Origin of the sequence: uncultured Enterovirga sp. (genome assembly GCF_964242715.1) — a bacterium.
GTDB lineage: Bacteria > Pseudomonadota > Alphaproteobacteria > Rhizobiales > Beijerinckiaceae > Enterovirga.
The window spans coordinates 80521-99329 of record NZ_CAXTAZ010000004.1; the positions used below are offsets into that span (position 1 = coordinate 80521).

The window sequence follows — 18809 nt, forward strand, 5'->3', positions numbered from 1 at the left end:
CCCCCTCCCCCATGGGGGGAGGAGACCAGGCGGCACTATCACGGCAGAGCACCCACGCGGGATGGAGCGGCACCGTCTCCTCCCCCTCTGGGGGAGGGGGACCATGCCGTCCGGCGAAGCCGGCGGCATGGTGGAGGGGGCTGAACGCCATCGCCCTGGCTACCACGTGGCGCCGAGCCCGGCATAGGCGGCGCGGCCGGTGGTGCCGTAGTTCAGGACCTCCTGGTAGCGGGTGTCGGTGAGGTTCTCGATCCGGCCGAAGACGCGCCAGGTCTCGTCGATCTTGTACTCGCTATAGAGGTCGAGCCGGGCGTAGCGCGGCAGCCGCTGGGTCTCGTTCGAGCCGCTGAAGCGGCGCGACACGATGGTCACCCGGGGCTCGACCAGCCACCCGTCGAGCGGCGTGAGCGCGACCGAGATCCGGCCGACATGATCCGGCCGTCGCTGCAGGGTGCGGTCGGTCCGCTCGTCCTTGGCGTTGAGGTTCGTATAGGCGCCGGAGATCCGCACCCAGTCCGGCACCAGCGTCAGCGACGCCTCGATCTCGACCCCGGAGGATTTCGCCCGCGAGGTGTTGAAATAGCGCTGGGTGACCGAGTCGAACTCGATCAGGTCCTGGAACCTGTTGCCGAACACCGTCGCCGAGACCTTGGCGAGTCCGTCCAGGACGGTCTGGTCCACGCCGGCGTCCCAGCCGATGCTGGTCTCGGGAGACAGGGCGGGATTGCCGTTCTGCGGCGAGAAGAGCTGGAACAGCGTCGGGGCTTTCGCGCCCGTGCCGCCGCTCGCCCGAAGCTTCGTCCCGGTCTCCGGGATCAGATAGGCGCCGGTGGCCCGCCAGGTATCGAAGTCGCGCTGGCCGACCTCGTCGTGGCGGCCGCCGACGGTCAGGATGATGCGCTCCCCGACAGGCAGGCTGTAGAGCGCGAAGAGGGCGCGCGTGTTCTGCTCGCCGTCGAAGGTGCCGAAGCGCGGCCGCGGCACCGGCGAGAGGGTTTGCGAGAAGGTGCGGCCCCGCTCCGTCTCGAACTTGCCGCCGAAAATCAGCGACCCGAACGCGTCGAGCTTCAGGGTGCCCTGGTATTCGGCGCCGAGACGGTCGCTGAAGAAGTCGGTGTTGGTCGTCGTCGTATTCTGCCGCAGGACGTTCGTGCGGTAGCTCGTCTCGCGGAAGTAGCGGTCGGTCTGGTTGGCGAAGACGGTCAGGCTGTGGGTCAGCGGTCCCTGTTCGGCCGTGCCGCGGGCGAAGACCTGCGTGAACCGCCGCTCGGCCTCGCCCGGGGTGTCGGGGAAGATGCGCGTCGGGCCGGTGGCCTGGGTCAGGCGGGGCAGGGTCGAGGAGGCGGCGTCGAGCTCCGAAGTGGTCTTCGAGGACAAGATTCCGAACTCGAGCTTCACGCCTTCGCCCGCATCATAGCCGAGCCGGCCATAGCCGCCCCAACGTGAAAAACCGTCGGGCTCGAAGCCGCCGAACCGCCGCTCGAGCTGGCCGATGCGGAAGCCGTAGCGCGAGAAGCCGGCGCTCTTCTGGCCGCCTCCGGAGAAGGCGTAGGACCAGGGACCCGCCGAGCCGAAGGCGGTCGCGCTCGTGTTCAGCGTACCGTAGCTGCCGGCCTCGGTCCGGGCCTCGAAGCGAGGTTCGCCGCCGCCGGACTTCGTGATGATGTTGATGACGCCGCCGATCGCGTCCGAACCGTAGAGCGCGCTCTGCGGCCCGCGCAGGACCTCGATCCGGTCGATCGCGGACGGGAGCAGGTTCGCGAAGTCGAAATCACCGCTCGCCGGCACGGAATCGTTCACCCGGATGCCGTCGATCAGCACCAGCGTCTGCCCGGTATTCGCGCCCCGGAGCCGCACGGAGGTGGTCGCGCCCGGACCGCCCGTCTCGGTGATGTCGAGGCCCGGCACGCTGCGCAGCGCGTCCACGAAGGACGTCGGGTTGAAGCGCTGGATTTCGTCGCGGGTCACGACCGAGATCGCGCTCCCGGAGCGCGCGATCGGCTCGGGCTGCCGGTCGGCCGTGACGACGATGTCGGGAAGCTCGACCGGGGCGGATTGTGCCCGCGCCGAGACACTGGCGAGCAGGCATAGGAGAACGGGCGCGAGAGCGCCGGGTCGCAAAAGCGTCATGACAACTCCTTCGCGGCCCACCGCCGCGGGGTCTGGTGACGCTTTCGGCCGGTCTCCTGGCTCGCGGATCGTCGTCCCGTTCCGCCTTCCCGGCCTGAGCCAGTGGCATGTCGGAGCGAGACTCTCCGCCTACAGTTGCGGGGGCAGCCGCGGCATCGGATCCGAGATCCTCACCGCATTCCCGTTTCACCCCGGAATCGGGGCACCGAAAGCGCGTCGACCTGACCATGAGGGATGCGCCGGGCGCAAGCGCTGCCGGCCTGCCGTCCGGCGCTCGCGCCCGCATGCGGCTTCCGGGTCACACCGGGGTCGACGGGCCCCGTGCGGCGAGGCGAAGCTCGAAGCGCTCGTAGGAGCGGTAATCCGCGCCACGTCCGATGCGGCGCACGGCGTCGACCATGCGGCCGGCCCGGCCGAGGAGGTCGTCCGCGAGCGCGACCATGAGCGGGTTCGGCGTGGCGCAGGGCGAGGCCGCCCGGAGGACCTCGGCGACCGCGATCTCCGTGCGGTCCGGCTCGCGCTGGCAGGCGAGGATGAAGGCGGTCGCTGTGGAGCGGCTGATCCCGACCTGGCAATGCACGAGGAGCGGCGCGGCCCCGGTCCAGGACGCGCCGAAGGCGAGGAGGGCCGCAATGTCGTCCCGGCATGGGGCGGCGAGCCCCGGCCTCGGCTCCGCGATGTCGTTGAAGAGGAGGACGAGCCGGTTTTCGCAGGCGAGGTCCGGAACGGCTCCGCCCGGGGCGGCGAGGCTGACCGCGTGCGAGGGCCGGAATGCCTCGCAGGAGCGGACGGCATGCTCCGTCGGGCAGACGACGATCCGGGTCACGGCCGCCCGAAGGCCGCCGCCGCGCCGAGCAGGAAGCCGGCCTCCGACACGGCGATCACGGCCCCGAGCACGTCGCCCGTATGGCCGCCGACGCCGCGGCAGGCTCGCCAGGCAAGGACGAGACCGAAGAGGGCCGCCCCCATAAGGGCGCAGGCAGCGGTCGCGAGATCGAGCAGAAGGAGGGGGAGGGCGGCGAGAACCAGCGCGACGCCGACTTCGCGGGCGTTCGGACGGCCGGAGCCGTGCAGCACCTTGGCGGCATGGCGGTCGCCGGCATAGCCGGTTCGCCACATGACGAGGACGGCGCCGAACCGCGATGCGGCGGCGCCGGCGACCAGCGCCGCGGCTGCGAGGGGCGGCGCAAGGGCGACGAGGGCCGCGACCTTGAGGGCGAGCGTCACGGCCAGCGCCAGCGCCCCGAACACGCCGAGGTGCGGGTCCTTCATGATGGCGAGCCGCGCCTCGCGGCTCCTGCCGCCGAACCCGTCGAATGTGTCGGCGAGCCCGTCCTCGTGCAGCGCGCCGGTGAGGAGGAGACCGGCGGCGACCGCCAGGATGGCCGGGATCGGCCCGGACCAGAGAAGGGCGGCGCCCGTCAGCACGCAGGCCGAGAGCGCGCCGACGAGCAGACCCACGAGCGGGAAGAATTTGGCCGACCGCGCCAGCCAGTCGTCGTCCAAGGAGACGGCCGGCATCGGCAGCCGCGTCAGCATCTGGAACGCTGCAGCGAGGAGCCTGCCCTCCGGGGCGAGCCTAGGCGACACCGGCCAGCACCTCATCCAGCGTCGCGACATCGGTGAGGAGGCGGGACGCGGCCCGCAGCAGCGGCAGGGCGAGAAGCCCGCCCGTGCCTTCGCCAAGCCGGAGACCGAGATCGAGCAAGGGCTCGGCGCCGAGTTCCGCGAGGAGGAGGGCGTGGCCCGTCTCGGCCGAACGATGGGCGAAGACGAGCGCGTCCCCAATCCCCGGCCTCAAGCGCAAGGCGGCGAGCGCGGCCACGCCCGCGATGAAGCCGTCGACCACCACCGGCCGGCGCCGGGCTGCGGCCCCGATCGCGGCGCCTGCCATGCCGAGGATCTCGAGCCCGCCGAACTCCGCCAGGACGGAGAGCGGCTCGGTCGCCGCCGTCCGGGCGGCTGCCCGGGCCAGCGCCGCGCGCTTGCGGGCGAGCCCTTCCGGATCGTGACCGGCTCCGGGGCCGATGCAATCTGCGAGCGGTGCCGGCAGCAGGCGGTGCATCAGGAGGGCGGAGGCGGCCGTGTTGCCGATCCCCATCTCGCCGAGCAGGATCGCATCGGCACCCGCATCGACGGCGCGCCCTGCGGCAGCGACACCGGCTGCCAGCGCCGCTTCGACCTCGTCCGCGGTGAGCGCGGGCTGGCGGGCCGCGTTGCGGGTTCCACGGCGAACCTTGGCGTCGACCAGGCCGGGATGGGCCGGAAGATCCGCCGCGATGCCGATGTCGATCACGGTTGTCTCGGCGCCCACCGCGGCAGCGAGCGCATTGGCGCTGGCCCGGCCGGCGAGCAGCGTCCGGACCATCGCGGCCGTGACGGTGGACGGATAGGCCGACACGCCCTCCTCGCACAGGCCGTGGTCGCCCGCGAAGATGAGGAGGGTCGCCCGCTCGATCCGCGGGGGCGGGATGCTGCCTGCGATCGTCCCGAGCCTGACGGCGAGGTTCTCGAGCCGCCCGAGCGAGCCCGGCGGCTTCGCGAGGCTGTCGACAGCCCAACGCAGGCGCGACGCGAGCGCCGGGTCGAGCGCCGGCACGACGGGCAGCCAGGCCAGATTCTCGGAGGCGGAGCTCATGGCCGTCCCATGCCCGAACGAAGAGAGTGCGGCAACGAGGGCCGGTCATGACAGGGGCGGGCGTTTCGGTGCAAAGCTCGCGAGATGGATAGGGCCGGCTGGAGAATGACTTTCGCGCAGAGCTTGGCGTCCGTCATTCCGGGGCCGCGAAGCGGAACCCGGAACCCATGGACGGGGGACAGACCGGAAGGAGGGCCACACCTGGTGCGAGCCGTGGGTTCCGGATCTGCGGAGCATCGCTCCGCGCTGCGCCGCGTCCGGAATGACGGGGTTAGGTGCCGGCGCTTCGGCGCAGTCGCGGCCATCCTCCTCGCGCTCGCATCCCCCGCTGTCGCCAAGCCGAGCGCGGTCTCGATCAACCTCTGCACCGACCAGCTTCTCGTCCGGCTCGCCGACGCCGGGCAGATCCGCGGTCTCTCGCCCTATGCCCGGGACCCGCTCCGGTCCGACGCGGCCGCGGAGGCGGCCCGCTTCCCGCGTCTCTCCGGGACGGCCGAGGAGGTGCTGGCGATCCGGCCGGACCTGGTCCTGGCCGGGCGGTTCACGAAGCGCGCGACACGCGAGCTCCTGCGCGACAAGGGCCTGCGCGTCGTCGAATTCGATGCGGTGCGATCCGTGGACGAGGCGCGTGCGCAGATCCGCCAGGCCGGCCGGCTGCTCGGCCAGGACGACAGGGCCGAACAGGCCGTGGCCCGCATCGATGCCGCGGTCGCCCGTGCCCGGCGGGCCGCAGCGGCGACGAATGTCAGTGTGCTGCCGATCCAGCGCCGGGGCTGGGTTTCGGGTCGCGATACGCTCACGACCTCGCTCCTGGACCTGGTCGGGCTCCGCAATGCGGGGGCGGCGCTCAGCCGAGGGCTTGGCCGCATGGTCGACCTCGAGACCGTCGTGCAACTGCGGCCCGACCTGCTCCTCGTCTCGAGCGAGGACGGCGCCGCCGAGGACCAGGGCAGCGCCCTCCTCAAACACCCGGCCCTCGACCGGCTCTATCCGCCGGCGCTCCGCATCGTCCTGCCCGAGAATTTCACGGCCTATTGCGGCGGCCCCTCGCTCGCGGACGCGATCGACCGGCTCGCCGCGGAGGTCGAGCGGCTGCATTGATGGTCTTCTCCGGTGACGCGCTCTGGATCCTCGTCGGCGCGCTCGTCCTCGACGCGCTGGTCGGCGACCCGGACTGGCTGTGGCGTCGGTGGCCGCATCCGGTCGTGTGGCTCGGCCGGCTCGTCGCGACCGGGGACGAATTCCTCAACCTGGAGCGCTGGAGCGACCCCGTCCGGCGGGCGGCCGGCGCCGTAGGGCTTCTGGCCCTCGTCGCCGTCGCGCTCGCCTCCGGCTACGCGATAGAAGTCGGGCTCCGGGCGTTGCCCGCCGGCCTGCTCTGGCTCGCGCTCGCGGCCTCCATTCTCCTCGCCGGCCGTAGCCTCTACGACCACGTGCGCCGGGTGGACCTCGCCTTCGCGGCAGGCGGGATCACGGCGGCCCGGCATGCGGTGTCGATGATCGTCGGCCGCGATCCGGCAAGCCTCGACGAGGCGGGGATCGCCCGGGCCGCGATCGAGTCGGCGGCGGAAAACGTCTCCGACGGATTGGTCGCGCCGGCCTTCTGGTTCGCGCTTCTCGGGCTGCCCGGCCTCGTCGCCTACAAGGCCGTCAACACCGCCGATTCCATGATCGGCCACCTCTCGCCGCGGCACCGTGCCTTCGGTTGGGCCGCGGCCCGGTTCGACGACCTCGTGAATCTCGTCCCCGCCCGGCTGTCAGGCCTCGCCATCGCCCTCGCGGCACCGGCCGCAGGGGGCCGGATCGGCATCGCCTGGCGGGTCATGGTCCGCGATGCCGGCATCCACCGCTCGCCGAATGCCGGCTGGCCCGAGAGCGCGATGGCGGGCGCTCTGAACCTCAGGCTCGCCGGGCCCCGTGTCTACGCCGCCGGCCCCGTCGACGAGCCCTTCCTCAATCCGGAGGGCGGCGACGCCACCCCGCGCGACATCGATCGCGCGCTCCGCGTCATGGTGGCGGCGGGCGCGCTGCACGCGGCTCTCTGGCTCGGGTTGGCGCTCGCCCTCGGCTGGTGAACCTTCGACCTCAGGCCGCCCCGAGCGTCTTCGGCGCCGGGCTGACCACGCCCGTGGTGCCGTCACGGAGTTCGAGCACGGCGAGCGTGCGGTCGTTGCCGCCGTCCGACCGGAACCGGAAGGTACCGTCGACGCCCGAGAACCCAGCGGCTCCGAGGAGGACACTGTCCGAGAACCGGCCCGGGCCCTGCGTCCGGGCGAGGGCCACGACGAGCGAGACGGCATCGTAGGACAGCGTCGCGATGCGGCTCGGCTCGGAGCCGAACTTGGCCCTGTACCGGCCCGAGAAGGCGGCGAAGCCGGCCTGGTCGGGGGCCGCATACCAGCCGCCCTGGAGGGCCGCGATCCTGGTCGCCCGCGGGTCGTTCCAGACGCCCGTCCCGAGCGGTTTCACGCGGCCCGGGTTGAAGCTGATCCCGCCGAGCGCGGTGCCGACCGCGGCCAGCGACTCGCCGCTATCCGGGATGAAGATCGCATCAGCCTGCGCGGCATCGCCGGAGACGATCGCAGTGAGCCGCTGTACGGCCGGGCCGGGCTGGCCGCTCGCGTAGCGCTCGACGGCGACGACACGGGCGCCGCTTTTCGCGGCAGCTTCCCGGAAGGCGCCCTCCACCACGTTGCCGTAATAGCTCTCCGGTATCAGGGCCGCGAAGGAGCGGCGGCCCTGCCCGGTCGCGTAGGAGACGACCCTCTCCACTTCGGGCTGCGGCGTGAAACTCAGGAGATAGACGCCCCGCGAGGCGATGGTGGTGTCCGTCGAGAAGGCGATGACGGGCTTGCCGGCCGCGCGCGCGACCTGCCCGGCCGCCGAAACGGCGGGGGCGAAGAGCGGCCCGATGACGAGTTCGGCGCCCTCCGCAAGCGCGGCGTTCGCGGCCTCGCGGGCGCCCTCCGCCGTGCCCTTGTCGTCCTTGACCAGGATGGTGACGTCGGCGCCCTGGAACTCGGTCATGGCGAGCTCGGCCGCATTGCGGAGGGACTGGCCCGCGATGGCGCCCTGACCGGGACCTGTCAGGGGCAAGATCAGCGCGACCTTGACGCTGCCCATTCCTATCGTAACGCCGCTGGATGCGGGAGCGGACGGGGTCGGGGGAGGGGCCTCCGTGAGGGGACCGACATCGGCCCGGAGGCGCCTGTCGTTGCAGCCGACGAGGCCCGTGATGGCGACGAGCGCGCCACCCGCGAGCGCGGTCCGGCGAAGGATCGGGGGCGACGTCATCGGGCTATCTCCGGCGGGGTCGCGGCGGGGCACGGCCCCTCGCGATCCTGTATCATGGACGACATGTGCTGAACGGCCGCCTCCGTAGAGGATGCTTCCGCCTCGGCCGTTCCGGTGCGACATAGCATCATGAACCGTCCCATCGACAATCGCACGGATCGCACGCGCCGCCCCTCCGGGCGCTCGCCCGGCGCCGGCCGCGGTCCCGCGACCTTCACGGCCTTCGGTCTCGCGGCCGAAGCCGAACCCCTGCCGGCCGGACTCTACGTGGTCGCGACCCCGATCGGCCACCTCGCCGACGTCTCGCTGCGGGCCCTCGCCACCCTCGCGGCCGCGGATGCCGTCCTGGCGGAAGACACCCGCGTGACGAAAACGCTGCTCGCCCATTACGGGATCACGACGCCGCTCGTCTCCTACCACGAGCATACCGTCGGCTCGACCCGCAGCCGCATGATCGCCCGGATCCAGGAGGGCCAGGCGCTGGCGCTCGTCTCCGATGCCGGCACCCCGCTCGTCTCGGACCCGGGCTATCGCCTGGTCGAGGAGGCGATCGCGGCCGGGATCCGGGTCGTGCCGATCCCGGGCGCCTCGGCGGCCTTGGCCGCGCTCGTCGTCTCGGGGCTGCCGACCGACCGCTTCTTCTTCGAGGGCTTCCTGCCGAACAAATCCGGCCCCCGCCGCGCCCGGCTCGCGGAACTCGCGACGATCCCCGGGACGCTCGTCCTCTACGAGGCGCCGCACCGGCTCGCGGCATCGCTCGCGGATACGGCGGCGGTTCTCGGCGACCGGCCGGCCGCGGTCGCCCGGGAATTGACCAAGCTCTTCGAGACGGTCCGGCGCGGCACCCTGCCGGCGCTCGCCGCCGCCTACGCCGGCGAAGCCGCCCCTAAGGGCGAGATCGTGGTCCTGGTCGCCCCCGCGACGGCGGCGGACCGGACCGAGGACGCCATGGCGAGCCTCGACGAGAAGCTTGCGGCGGCGCTCGGCCGGCACACCGTGAAGGATGCGGCCGCCCTGGTCGCGGGCGAGACGGGCCTCGCGAAACGCGACGTCTATGCCCGGGCGCTCGCCCTGGCGCGCCTCGCCCAGGATCCCTGACCGGTGCGGACGGCAGCCGGGCGGCGGCGTTTCACGCTCCTTCGCGGCCGCGGCGCGGAGCGGCTGGCACTGCTCTGGCTCATGGCGAAAGGCTACCGGCCGCTTGCCCGCAACTATGCCGAGGCCGGAGGCGAGATCGACCTCGTCATGCGGCGCGGCCGGACGGTCGCTTTCGTCGAAGTGAAGATCCGGGCCACGATGGCGGGTGCGCTGGAATCGGTCGACGAGGGAAAGCGCCGCCGAATTCGCCGAGCCGCCCGGGCCTGGATCACCCGCCATCCGTCGGTCGCCAGCCTCACTTTCCGGGCCGACGCGGTGTTTCTCGCCCCCGGCGAATGGCCCCGCCACATGCCGGACGCGTTCGGGCTCGACTGAGGCCGCTCACCCTCACGAAAGCCGAGGCCCAGGAACGAGGAGGCGGCCCAAGGCTGGGTCCCGGCTTTCGCCGGGACGAGCGGCTGGGTGGCTCAGCGCGGCAGCCGCAGCTCCACGCGACCCACATCCCCCACATTTGCCACGACCTCTGCACCCGGCTCGACCCAGAGGATGCCGCAGAGGGAGCCGGTGGTGACGAAGCTGCCGGCCGGAAGCCCGCTGCCCCGCCCGGCCAGATGTCCGACGAGCCAGACCAGCAACGGAAAGGGCTCGCCGCCCGGATTGGTGCCCCGCTCCGAAAAGATGGGCTCGCCGTCGACTGTCACGGTCGCATCGGCCGAGCCGAGAGGCGAGCCGTCCCAGACGTTTCCGTCCGGCCCATAGACGAAGCCGCCGTTGCTCTGGTTGTCGGCGAGCGCCCAAAACCGGTCCGGGACGGGCCAGATGTCGAAGCGGCTGTCCACGATCTCGACCGCCGGGTGAATGGACGCGATCGCGGAGCGGATCTCGTCCTCGCCGGGCGGCGTCGGCCCGAAGCCGAGGTCGCGCCCGATCCGGAAGGCGATCTCGGCCTCGATGCCGATCCGGAGGAGCTCGGCGGCCGGCCAGATGCAGGGTGAGGGTCGGACGAGCGAAGCCGCGATCGGGGCTGCCGTTCCGCCTCGTCCGACCTTCCAGGCCGCCGCCGGACCGAGCGAGGCCGCGACCGCGTCCTGCACGGCGAAGGCCTCGTCCGTGGAGGTCGGCCCCGCCTCCGGCAGCGCGATCGGACGGCGTGTGCGCCGGGCCTCGATCAGCCGTGCGGCGGCGTCGGCAACAGAGAAGGCGGTCATGCAAGCTTCCCGCCGGGCCGGACGGCCGGCATCGTCTCAGCCTGTCGCGGCCGGGTGGATGGCATGAACCGGCGCCAGCGCCGGCGGCTCCGGCCGGATCCGGCCCTCGTGGATCGCGTGGCAGGCGACCCCGTCGGCGAGAAGCGGCACCTCGCTGCGGCAGCGGTCGTTCGCATGCGGGCAGCGTGGGTTGAAATGGCAGCCGGACGGCGGGCTGATCGGGTTCGGGATTTCGCCCCGGACGGGCTCCCGCCGCCGGCCGATATGGGCGAGGTCCGGAACCGCGTCGAGAAGCATGCGCGTATAGGGGTGTTTCGGGGCGGCGAAGAGCTCGCGGCTGTCCGCCACCTCGACGATGCGGCCGAGATACATGACGCCGATCCGGGTCGCCATGTGCCGCACGACCGCGAGATTGTGCGAGATGAACAGGTAGGTGAGGCCGAGCCGGTCCTGGAGGTCGCGCATCAGGTTCAGGATCTGGGCCTGGACCGAGACGTCGAGCGCCGAGGTCGGCTCGTCGCAGACGATGAATTCGGCATCCGAGGCGAGCGCGCGCGCGATCGCGACCCGCTGGCGCTGCCCGCCCGAGAATTGGTGCGGGAATTTGCGGCCGTCATCCGGATGCAGCCCGACGAAAGCCAGGAGTTCGCCGACCCGCGCCCGGATCGCGGCCTCGCCGTCGATCAGCCGGAAGGCCCGGATCGGCTCCGAGACGACCCGGTCCACCCGCCAGCGCGGGTTCAGGCTCGCATACGGATCCTGGAAGATCATCTGGATGCGTCGGCGCAGGCGCTGCCGCGCCTCGGCCGAGGCGCTTCCCTGCATGGGGATCCCGTCGATCGTGACGTCCCCGCCACTCGGCTCCAGCAGGCCGACGACCATGCGGGCGACCGTCGACTTGCCCGACCCGGATTCGCCGACGAGCGCGAAGGTCTCGCCTTTCGCGATGTCGAAGGTGACGCCGCCGACCGCCGTCAGGAAGCGCTTCGGCTCGCGATCGACGATGCGGTTGAGGAGCGGTTTCGACACGTCGAAGACGCGGCGGAGATCGCGGATTTCGGCGAATGCGGGAGCACTGCTTCTCATGCGGCAAGCAATTGCTTATGTTCGAAACGCTCCGACCAAAGCACGGTTTCGATACGATAATGGTGCAGGGCCTCAATAACGGCCGGCACCACGGGGTGTTCGTTGTCGTTCAGGATAGCCAGTGCGCGCGAGTCTACTGGCCGGGCCTCCTGCGTGTCGCTCCAGGCCACAATGAAGCTGAGAGCGCTGTCTTTCGTTGGCCGATTTACACTTCTGATCAAGCGCTCGGGCGCGGCCCGCGATCGGGGAACGGCGAAGTCAAAACGATGCTGGAAACCACTTTTGCCTACGAACTGCACGTCAACGACGGCCCTAATATCTTCAGCTTCGAGCCAACCTGCAACGTCTTCCTTGAAGAAGTTGGCCACATTCGAGGGGGATGATGCGTAGAACATATCGTTCACGGCAGCAATCGCTTGTACAAGGCTGTGCTTGCGCATAGGAAAATTGTGCTGCGTTGCCCTGACGCGAAGAATTCCTCGTTCTAGGGTGACGCCGAAACCATTCAGCGTAGTATCGAGCATTCCTTTCCGCCGAGGCGTGTCGATCGAACAGCCAGAAATTTCGAGATCACGAAGGGTCTCTCCGTCGTCATTGAGCTCGTAAAATTCACTCTCCTGGCGAGCAAAGATCTGGATGTGATCGTTGTGCCGATTCAGGAACGGCGTTGTTATCTCGGCCCAGCCGGATCCAAGGCCTTTTACAGAGGTCTTCTGTTTAAGCCAATTGTGGTACTCATTTACTCGTTGCCCGATGTCTAGGAGCTGAGTCATGACAACAGATCGAACCTGAAAGGGATCGGATCAACGGCGCAATATACCATAAAATCCGAGAGCGCCCTTCTCCTATCGCCGATATCAGTGAAGGCGTGCGTAGGGACTTCGAAGGCCCATTTGTCGCCATATCCTTCGCGATAGAGGTGCAGGTGCGGGCAGCCGAGTTCCGTACCATCGGGGTTTGTGTGAGGAGCGCCGTCCAGATCGAGACGTGCCAAGATGATAGTAGCCCTGGCTCGGGTCTGGTAGGTCGATTTCGTTAGCTTGACATAACTTCGGCCAATATCGAGCAGGAAAGCCTCCCGACCATCGATCGACACGAGGTCGAGGCTCAATCCTTTCCCTAAATCCGGAAACTGCACCTCACGATCTGTGACCGCTCTCTTCGGCAGCGCTAGAAGCGCGTCGGCCTCGGTTTGCTGCAGGATATTTGCGCTCACGCCGCCACCTTCGCGGGCGCGAGGGCCGGGTCGTAGAGATGGCAGGCGACCTTGTGGCCCGGGGCGGGCAGCGCGCCGGTGCCGGGCTCGATCAGTTCGGGCCGGATCGTCGTGCAGGGCTCGTAGCGATGCGGGCAGCGCGGGTTGAAGGGGCAGCCCGGCGGGATGGCGGAGAGGCGCGGCATCGAGCCCGGGATCGAGGCGAGGCGGTCAGCCGTGTCGGCGAGCGTCGGGATCGCGCCCATGAGGCCCTGGGCGTAGGGATGGAGCGGCTGGCGCACGACGTCGGACACGGCCCCGATCTCGATGACGCGGCCGGCATACATGACGGCGACCCGGTCGGCCGTCTCGCCGATCACGCCCATGTCGTGGGTCACCAGCATCACGGCCGTGCCATGGTCGCGGCACATCCGCTTCAGGACGGTGATGATCTGGGCCTGGACGGAGACGTCGAGCGCGGTCGTCGGCTCGTCCGCGATCACGAGTTCGGGCTCGGCGCAGAGCGCGAGCGCGATCACGACCCGCTGCCGCATGCCGCCCGAGAATTGATGCGGGTAGGAATCGATGCGCCGCTCCGGCGCCGAGATGCCGACCTCGGTGAGGAGATCGAGCGCGCGCTGGCGGGCGGCGCTGGTCGACAGGTCGGTATGGGTGGTGATGGTCTCGACGAGCTGGTCGCCGATCCGGAAGAGCGGGTTCAGGCTCGTCAGCGGATCCTGGAAGATCATGCCGATGCGTTTTCCGCGCACTCGCCTGAGCTTCTCGGGGGGCAGATTGTCGATGCGCTCGCCCGACAGCGTCACCTCGCCGGCGGCAATGCGGCCCGGTGGATCGATCAGGCCGATCACGGCCGAGCCCGTCACCGACTTGCCGGCCCCGGATTCGCCGACGACCCCCAGCACCTCGCCCCGGCCGATCTCGAAGGAGACGCGGTCGAGCGCCCGCAGCGTGCCGCGACGGGTCACGAATTCGACGGTGAGGTCGCGGACGTCGAGGACGGGAGTCATACCGCTCATGGTGCAAGCGCGGGGCCGAAGCGTGTCGGCGGAAGCCGGGTCATTCAGCGGCCCAGTTCTCGACCGAGAGGCCGGGCACGCGTCTGAACTCGCGTTCATTGGCAGAAACGAGAATGAGTCCTACCGATCGGGCATGCGCGGCTATCCAGAGGTCGTTCTCGCCGATGATGGTTCCGCGCCGCTCAAGATCGGCCCTGATCGATCCATAGGCCTGGGCGACCGCGACTGCCGGGGTCGCGACAGGAAAGGCTGCCGTAATCCGGTCGAGAGCTTTCAGGGCGCGGTCTCGATGTCTGCTCTTCTCGATACCCACACGCAACTCGCCGTAGGCGACGAGTGATACCACAGCTTCGCCTGGCTCGAGCGCGAGCAGTCGCTCCGCGAGATGAGGACCGGGACCACGTTCCAGCGCGATGCAAATATCGGCATCGAGCATGTACCGGGGCGCCGTCACCAGGGCTCGATCGGCTGAGGCGGCCGATCTTCAGGCAGCTCGATCAGGCGCGCGAGCTCCCGCATGGCGTCCACCGCATCTTGGACGTTCGACGTCCGTTCCCGAAGCACGATTTCGTCGCCGCGACGAGAGATCTCCACCTCGCCCAGCGGAAGCTGAAACCCCTTCGGAAGCCTTACGGCGCGGCTGTTGCCGGATTGAAAGACCCTCGTCACGGGCATGGCACGTTCCGTATCGACGGCGCGTATATACCTCGGCTCTGTCCGTGGTGTCCAGGGCATGTCACTGCAGCCTCGGATTCAGCGCGTCGCGGAGCCAGTCTCCAAGCAGGTTCACGGCGAGCACGAGCGCGACGAGCGTCGCGCCGGGGAAGGCGACGATCCACCATTCGCCGGAGAAGAGGTAGCGGTTGCCGATCCGGATCAGGGTGCCGAGCGAGGGCTGGGTGTCCGGCATGCCGGAGCCCAGGAAGGACAGCGTCGCCTCGGTGATGATGGCAAGCGCGAAGTTGATGGTCGCGATGGCGAAGACCGGCCCGATCACGTTCGGCAGGACGTGCCGGACCATGATCACCGGCGACGAGAGCCCGATCAGCCGCGCGGCCTGAACATAATCCTTGTTCTTCTCGACCATCACCGAGCCCCGCACCGTGCGGGCGTATTGGACCCAAAAGGAGAGGCCGATCGAGAAGACGAGGACGGTCAGGATGGCGCTGGTCGTGATCCGGCCGCCTAGCACCGACTTCACGACGCCGTCGATCAAGAGTGCGATCAGGATCGCCGGAAAGGTGAGCTGCACGTCCGCGATCCGCATGATGACCGCGTCGATCGCCCCGCCCACATAGCCGGCGACGAGGCCGAGCAGGATCCCGAGCGCGGCCGAGAACAGGACGCCCAGGAAACCGACCATGATCGAGACGCGGAGCCCGTAGAGGATCGCCGACAGGATGTCCCGGCCCTGGTCGTCGGTACCGAGGAGGAAGGGCTTCTGTCCCTCGGCCGACCAGATGGGGGGAAGGCGGCTGTTCATGAGTTCGAGCTGGGCGGGGTCGAACGGGTCCTGCGGAGACAGGAGAGGCGCCAGCAGCGCCACCAGGAACAGGAGCAAGGTCACGGCGGCGGCCACCATCGCGAGCTTCGATCCCTTGAAGCTCGCCAACAGGTCGGAATCGAGCCCGCGGGCGAACCAGCCTGGCGCGGTGGCCTCGCCGAGGAGGCCCGTCTCGACGCTCATCCGCGGGTCATCCGCCCTTGGCTCCGGCAACCTGCAATCGGGGGTCGACGACGGTGTAGAGGATGTCGACCGCGAGATTGATCGCGACGAAGATTCCGGCGACGAGCAGCAGGTAGGCGGCCATGATCGGGATGTCGACATTCTGCACGGCCTGCAGAAACAGCGCGCCCATCCCGGGCCATTGGAACACGGTCTCGGTGATGATCGCAAAGGTGATGACGGAGCCGAGCTGAAGCCCCGCGATGGTGATGACGGGGATCAGCGTGTTCTTCAGCGCATGACTGAAATGGATCACGCGCGTCCGCAGGCCGCGGGCGCGGGCGAAGCGGACATAGTCGGTGCGCAATACCTCCAGCATCTCGGCCCGTACGAGGCGCATCACGAGGGTGAGCTGGAACAGCCCGAGCGTGATCGAGGGCAGGACCAAAGCGCGCCAGCCGGACGTGGTCAGGAAGCCGGTCGTCCAGCCGCCGACCCGCACCGTGTCGCCGCGTCCGAAGGAGGGCAGCCAGCGCAGCGTCTCGGAGAACAGGTAGATCAGGAGGATTCCGATCAGGAAGGTCGGCAGCGAGATGCCCAGAAGCGATACGGCATTCAGGACGGACGCGAAGACCGTGCCGCGACGAAGCGCCGACACCACCCCGAGCAACACCCCGAAGCCGAGCGCGAAGATCGTGGCGCAGAAGGCGAGTTCGAGCGTGGCCGGAAGCCGTTCGGCGAAGAGCGCCGAGACCGGTTGCCGGAACTGATAGGAGATGCCGAAATCACCCTGCACGGCGCGAGCGAGATAGCGCAGGATCTGCACCGGCACCGGATCGTCGAGCCCCAGTGACGCCCGGACCTTGACGCGTTCCTCGTAGGGCGTGTCGATCGACACGATCTGGTTCACGGGGTCGCCGACGAAGCGAAACATCGAGAAAGCGATGACGCCGACAGCCAGGAACACGCCCAGAGCCTGGAGGACGCGTCGGAGCAGGAAGGCGATCATGCTCGACCGCCGTCATTCCGGGCCGCGGCGACGCGGCGAACCCGGAACCCGAGAACGAGGAACGAACGGGAGGTGACGGTCGACGTCGTGCGAGCAGTGGGTTCCGGGTTCTCGCCTTCAGCGAGCCCCGGAATGACGGCCCACCTTCGCGTCACTCCTTCGAGGCCCAGTACAGCAGCACCTGGTTGTCGGCCCGCTGGACCAGCTTCACCTTCTTCGACACGCCCCAGGCCAGAGCCTGCTGGTGCAGCGGGATATAGGCGTAGTCGTCGATCGAGATCTGGTAGGCCTGCTTGATCAGCAGGTCGCGCTTGCCCGGATCCAACTCGCCCAGGACCTGATCGGTCAGCTCGTCGAATTTCGGGTTGCAATAGCCGCCCAGATTGGTGTCGCCCCGCGATGATTTCGGGTCGTTGCGGCAGCCCATGATCTCGAAGAGCACGTTGTGCGAATCCCCGGTGCCGGGCGTCCAGCCGAGCATGTAGAACGAGGTGTTGAACCCGCCCGACTTCAGCACCTTGGCGAAGTATTGCGCCTTCGGCTCGATGATCGGATTGATCTTGATGCCGATGCGGGCCAGCATCCCGATCGCGGCCCGGCAGATGTCGCCGTCGTTGACGTAGCGATCCGACGGGCAGTTCATGCCGACCTCGAAACCGTTCGGGTAGCCGGCATCCGCGAGCAGCTTCTTGGCCGCGTCCGGATCGGCTTTCGGTCGGGCGAAGTCCTTCGACAACTTGAAGAATTCCGGCGCGATCATCAGCGCGGTCGGCGTCGAGAGACCGCGCATGACGCGCGACTTGATCACGTCGACGTCGATCGCCTTGTAGAAGGCTTCCCGCACGCGCTTGTCCTTGAAGGGGTTCTTGCCCTTGACGTTCGAGTTCAGGAGTTCGTCCCGGACCTGGTCGAAGCCGAGGAAGATGGTGCGGACCTCGGGCCCGGTCTGGACCTGGGCGCCCCCGGAGGAATTCACCCGGCCGATATCCTGCAGCGGCACCGGCTCGATCACGTCGACCTCGCCGGAGAGGAGCGCGGAGACGCGGGTCGAGTCGTTCGAGATCGGCGTGAACACGATCTCGTCGATATTGCCCTCGATCTTGCCCCAATAATTCGGGTTCTTCTTGAAGATCGTCTTCACGCCGGGCTGGTGGCTCTCGATCGTATACGGCCCGGTCCCGACCGCATTCAGCGAGGCGTAGGTCGGGGTGGTCGCGGCCGCAGGCGTCGGCGCGACCGAATTGTTCTTCTCGGCCCAGCTCTTCGACATGATGTACCAGGTATCCCACTGGTAATGCATGATCGGATTTGCGCTGGGCAGGACGAAATCGACGGTATGATCGTCGATCTTCACCACCTTCGCGGCCGAAGGCACCCGCGTCGCGAAATTCGAGCCCGGAGCCCGCACCCGGTCTGCCGAGAACACGACGTCGTCGGCCGTGAAGGGCGTCCCGTCGGAGAACTTCACGTTCTTGCGAAGATGAAAGCGCCAGCGCGTCGGCTCGGGCGTCTCCCAGCGCTCGGCGAGGCCGGGCTCGATCGCCAGGTCCTTGCCGCGACGAGTGAGCCCCTCATAGACGTGGCCGTGATGGGCGATCGTCGTCGTCTCGTTCAGCGTATAGGGGTCCAGCGACTTGAGATCGCCCTGGTTCGCATATCTGAGCGTCACGGCCGACGCGGTCTGCGCCGAGGCCAACAATCCGGCCAAAGCCAGAGCCCAGAGGGAGCCGGGTGTCCTCATCAAAACGATCTCCGTGTCGGTCGGTGGGCCGTCGCCCGGCCATGTCGGTCGGCGCTACCCTCCGGTGGCGCCGTCGTCATGGTTCCCCGGGCGGGTCGGGCGTAAATCGAGCCTATCCGCAGATCGCGCCGGGCGTCCAGTCCTCGTGCGGCGCTCGCCGGACGGTTGCAGCGGAGCCGGCCGCGGAGGGGAGCGCTCGACAGGCCCAAGCCGGTCCTGTATAGGCCGCGGCAATTCACAACAGGGTGGCGAAATCCTCGCGCGGCACATGCCTCGCGGAATGCCGGAGTTTGGTCATGAACATCATCGAGGAACTCGAGCGCGAGCAGATCGCGAAGCTCGGCAAGACGATCCCGGATTTCGAGCCCGGCGACACCGTCGTCGTGAACGTGAAGGTGGTCGAAGGCGACCGCTCCCGCGTCCAGGCCTATGAGGGCGTCTGCATCGCCCGCAACGGCGGCGGGTTGAACGAGAGCTTCACGGTCCGCAAGATCTCCTACGGCGAGGGCGTCGAGCGCGTGTTCCCCGTGCATTCGCCCCTGATCGACTCGATCAAGGTCGTGCGTCGCGGCAAGGTCCGGCGCGCGAAGCTCTATTACCTGCGCGATCGCCGCGGAAAGTCGGCCCGTATCGCCGAGCGGACCGACCGTCGCAGCATGGACAAGCGCAAGAAGGCTCCCGAAGCCGCCGAGTAAGGTCTCAGGGCC

20 protein-coding genes and 1 riboswitch are annotated in these 18809 nt (G+C 69.1%); of the genes, 5 read left to right on the plus strand and 15 right to left on the minus strand.

Going from position 1 to position 18809, the window contains the following annotated elements; genetic code table 11:
- Positions 1-159: 159 nt before the first annotated feature.
- The 4 genes from ACFE87_RS03690 to cobT form a co-directional block, all read right to left on the minus strand.
- On the minus strand, positions 160-2130 hold the full coding sequence (locus ACFE87_RS03690) for a TonB-dependent receptor plug domain-containing protein (protein WP_375458263.1): 1971 nt from the start codon (positions 2128-2130) through the stop codon (positions 160-162).
- A 28-nt stretch (positions 2131-2158) separates the two neighbouring features.
- Positions 2159-2355: riboswitch (cobalamin riboswitch) on the minus strand.
- Positions 2356-2428: 73 nt separating this feature from the next.
- Complete coding sequence (locus ACFE87_RS03695; RefSeq protein ID WP_375458264.1) at positions 2429-2956, minus strand: tyrosine phosphatase family protein; 528 nt, start codon at positions 2954-2956, stop codon at positions 2429-2431.
- Positions 2953-3720 (minus strand): adenosylcobinamide-GDP ribazoletransferase, encoded by a 768-nt coding sequence (gene cobS / locus ACFE87_RS03700; RefSeq protein WP_375458265.1) that lies wholly within the window; start codon positions 3718-3720, stop codon positions 2953-2955. Before cobS ends, ACFE87_RS03695 begins: the two co-directional genes overlap by 4 nt.
- Positions 3710-4768 (minus strand): nicotinate-nucleotide--dimethylbenzimidazole phosphoribosyltransferase, encoded by a 1059-nt coding sequence (gene cobT / locus ACFE87_RS03705; protein ID WP_375458266.1) that lies wholly within the window; start codon positions 4766-4768, stop codon positions 3710-3712. The genes cobS and cobT overlap by 11 nt, the downstream gene beginning before the upstream one ends.
- 213 nt (positions 4769-4981) lie before the next feature.
- Here cobT and ACFE87_RS03710 point away from each other — a divergent pair, with 213 nt between their 5' ends.
- A complete protein-coding gene (locus tag ACFE87_RS03710; protein WP_375458267.1) occupies positions 4982-5869 on the plus strand; it encodes an ABC transporter substrate-binding protein in 888 nt (295 codons plus the stop codon).
- Positions 5869-6843 (plus strand): adenosylcobinamide-phosphate synthase CbiB, encoded by a 975-nt coding sequence (gene cbiB, locus ACFE87_RS03715; RefSeq protein ID WP_375458268.1) that lies wholly within the window; start codon positions 5869-5871, stop codon positions 6841-6843. The genes ACFE87_RS03710 and cbiB overlap by 1 nt, the downstream gene beginning before the upstream one ends.
- 10 nt (positions 6844-6853) lie before the next feature.
- Here the strand turns inward: cbiB and ACFE87_RS03720 are convergent, their stop codons facing one another.
- On the minus strand, positions 6854-8062 hold the full coding sequence (locus tag ACFE87_RS03720; protein WP_375458269.1) for a penicillin-binding protein activator: 1209 nt from the start codon (positions 8060-8062) through the stop codon (positions 6854-6856).
- Positions 8063-8191: 129 nt separating this feature from the next.
- On the opposite strand from ACFE87_RS03720, the gene rsmI reads away from it, so the two are divergent.
- Positions 8192-9160 carry a 16S rRNA (cytidine(1402)-2'-O)-methyltransferase gene (gene rsmI, locus ACFE87_RS03725; protein ID WP_375458270.1) on the plus strand — a complete coding sequence of 323 codons (969 nt, stop codon included), beginning with the start codon at positions 8192-8194 and terminating at the stop codon, positions 9158-9160.
- 3 nt (positions 9161-9163) lie between these two features.
- Complete coding sequence (locus tag ACFE87_RS03730) at positions 9164-9535, plus strand: YraN family protein (protein WP_375458271.1); 372 nt, start codon at positions 9164-9166, stop codon at positions 9533-9535.
- Between the two features lie 92 nt (positions 9536-9627).
- Here ACFE87_RS03730 and ACFE87_RS03735 read toward each other — a convergent pair whose 3' ends face one another.
- From ACFE87_RS03735 to ACFE87_RS03780, 10 genes are all read right to left on the minus strand, one after another.
- Positions 9628-10368 carry a 2-keto-4-pentenoate hydratase gene (locus ACFE87_RS03735; protein ID WP_375458272.1) on the minus strand — a complete coding sequence of 247 codons (741 nt, stop codon included), beginning with the start codon at positions 10366-10368 and terminating at the stop codon, positions 9628-9630.
- A gap of 36 nt (positions 10369-10404) precedes the next feature.
- Positions 10405-11454, minus strand: a complete 1050-nt coding sequence (locus tag ACFE87_RS03740) for an ABC transporter ATP-binding protein (protein WP_375458273.1) — start codon at positions 11452-11454, stop codon at positions 10405-10407.
- Positions 11451-12227 (minus strand): DUF1829 domain-containing protein, encoded by a 777-nt coding sequence (locus ACFE87_RS03745; RefSeq protein WP_375458274.1) that lies wholly within the window; start codon positions 12225-12227, stop codon positions 11451-11453. Before ACFE87_RS03745 ends, ACFE87_RS03740 begins: the two co-directional genes overlap by 4 nt.
- Positions 12224-12670: a DUF6978 family protein gene (locus ACFE87_RS03750; RefSeq protein WP_375458275.1), complete on the minus strand. Its 447-nt coding sequence runs from the start codon at positions 12668-12670 to the stop codon at positions 12224-12226. Before ACFE87_RS03750 ends, ACFE87_RS03745 begins: the two co-directional genes overlap by 4 nt.
- A complete protein-coding gene (locus ACFE87_RS03755; RefSeq protein ID WP_375458355.1) occupies positions 12667-13677 on the minus strand; it encodes an ABC transporter ATP-binding protein in 1011 nt (336 codons plus the stop codon). Before ACFE87_RS03755 ends, ACFE87_RS03750 begins: the two co-directional genes overlap by 4 nt.
- Before the next feature lie 49 nt (positions 13678-13726).
- Positions 13727-14122, minus strand: a complete 396-nt coding sequence (locus tag ACFE87_RS03760; RefSeq protein WP_375458276.1) for a type II toxin-antitoxin system VapC family toxin — start codon at positions 14120-14122, stop codon at positions 13727-13729.
- 14 nt (positions 14123-14136) lie between these two features.
- Positions 14137-14361: an antitoxin gene (locus tag ACFE87_RS03765; protein ID WP_375458277.1), complete on the minus strand. Its 225-nt coding sequence runs from the start codon at positions 14359-14361 to the stop codon at positions 14137-14139.
- A 61-nt stretch (positions 14362-14422) separates the two neighbouring features.
- Positions 14423-15373, minus strand: coding sequence for an ABC transporter permease (locus tag ACFE87_RS03770; RefSeq protein ID WP_375458278.1), 951 nt, complete (start codon positions 15371-15373; stop codon positions 14423-14425).
- 7 nt (positions 15374-15380) lie between these two features.
- Positions 15381-16361, minus strand: a complete 981-nt coding sequence (locus tag ACFE87_RS03775) for an ABC transporter permease (protein WP_375458279.1) — start codon at positions 16359-16361, stop codon at positions 15381-15383.
- Positions 16362-16512: 151 nt separating this feature from the next.
- Positions 16513-18102 (minus strand): ABC transporter substrate-binding protein, encoded by a 1590-nt coding sequence (locus tag ACFE87_RS03780; RefSeq protein ID WP_375458280.1) that lies wholly within the window; start codon positions 18100-18102, stop codon positions 16513-16515.
- A 296-nt stretch (positions 18103-18398) separates the two neighbouring features.
- Between ACFE87_RS03780 and rplS the strand changes: the two genes are divergently transcribed.
- Positions 18399-18797: a 50S ribosomal protein L19 gene (gene rplS, locus ACFE87_RS03785; RefSeq protein WP_375458281.1), complete on the plus strand. Its 399-nt coding sequence runs from the start codon at positions 18399-18401 to the stop codon at positions 18795-18797.
- The last annotated feature ends 12 nt before the right edge of the window (positions 18798-18809 follow it).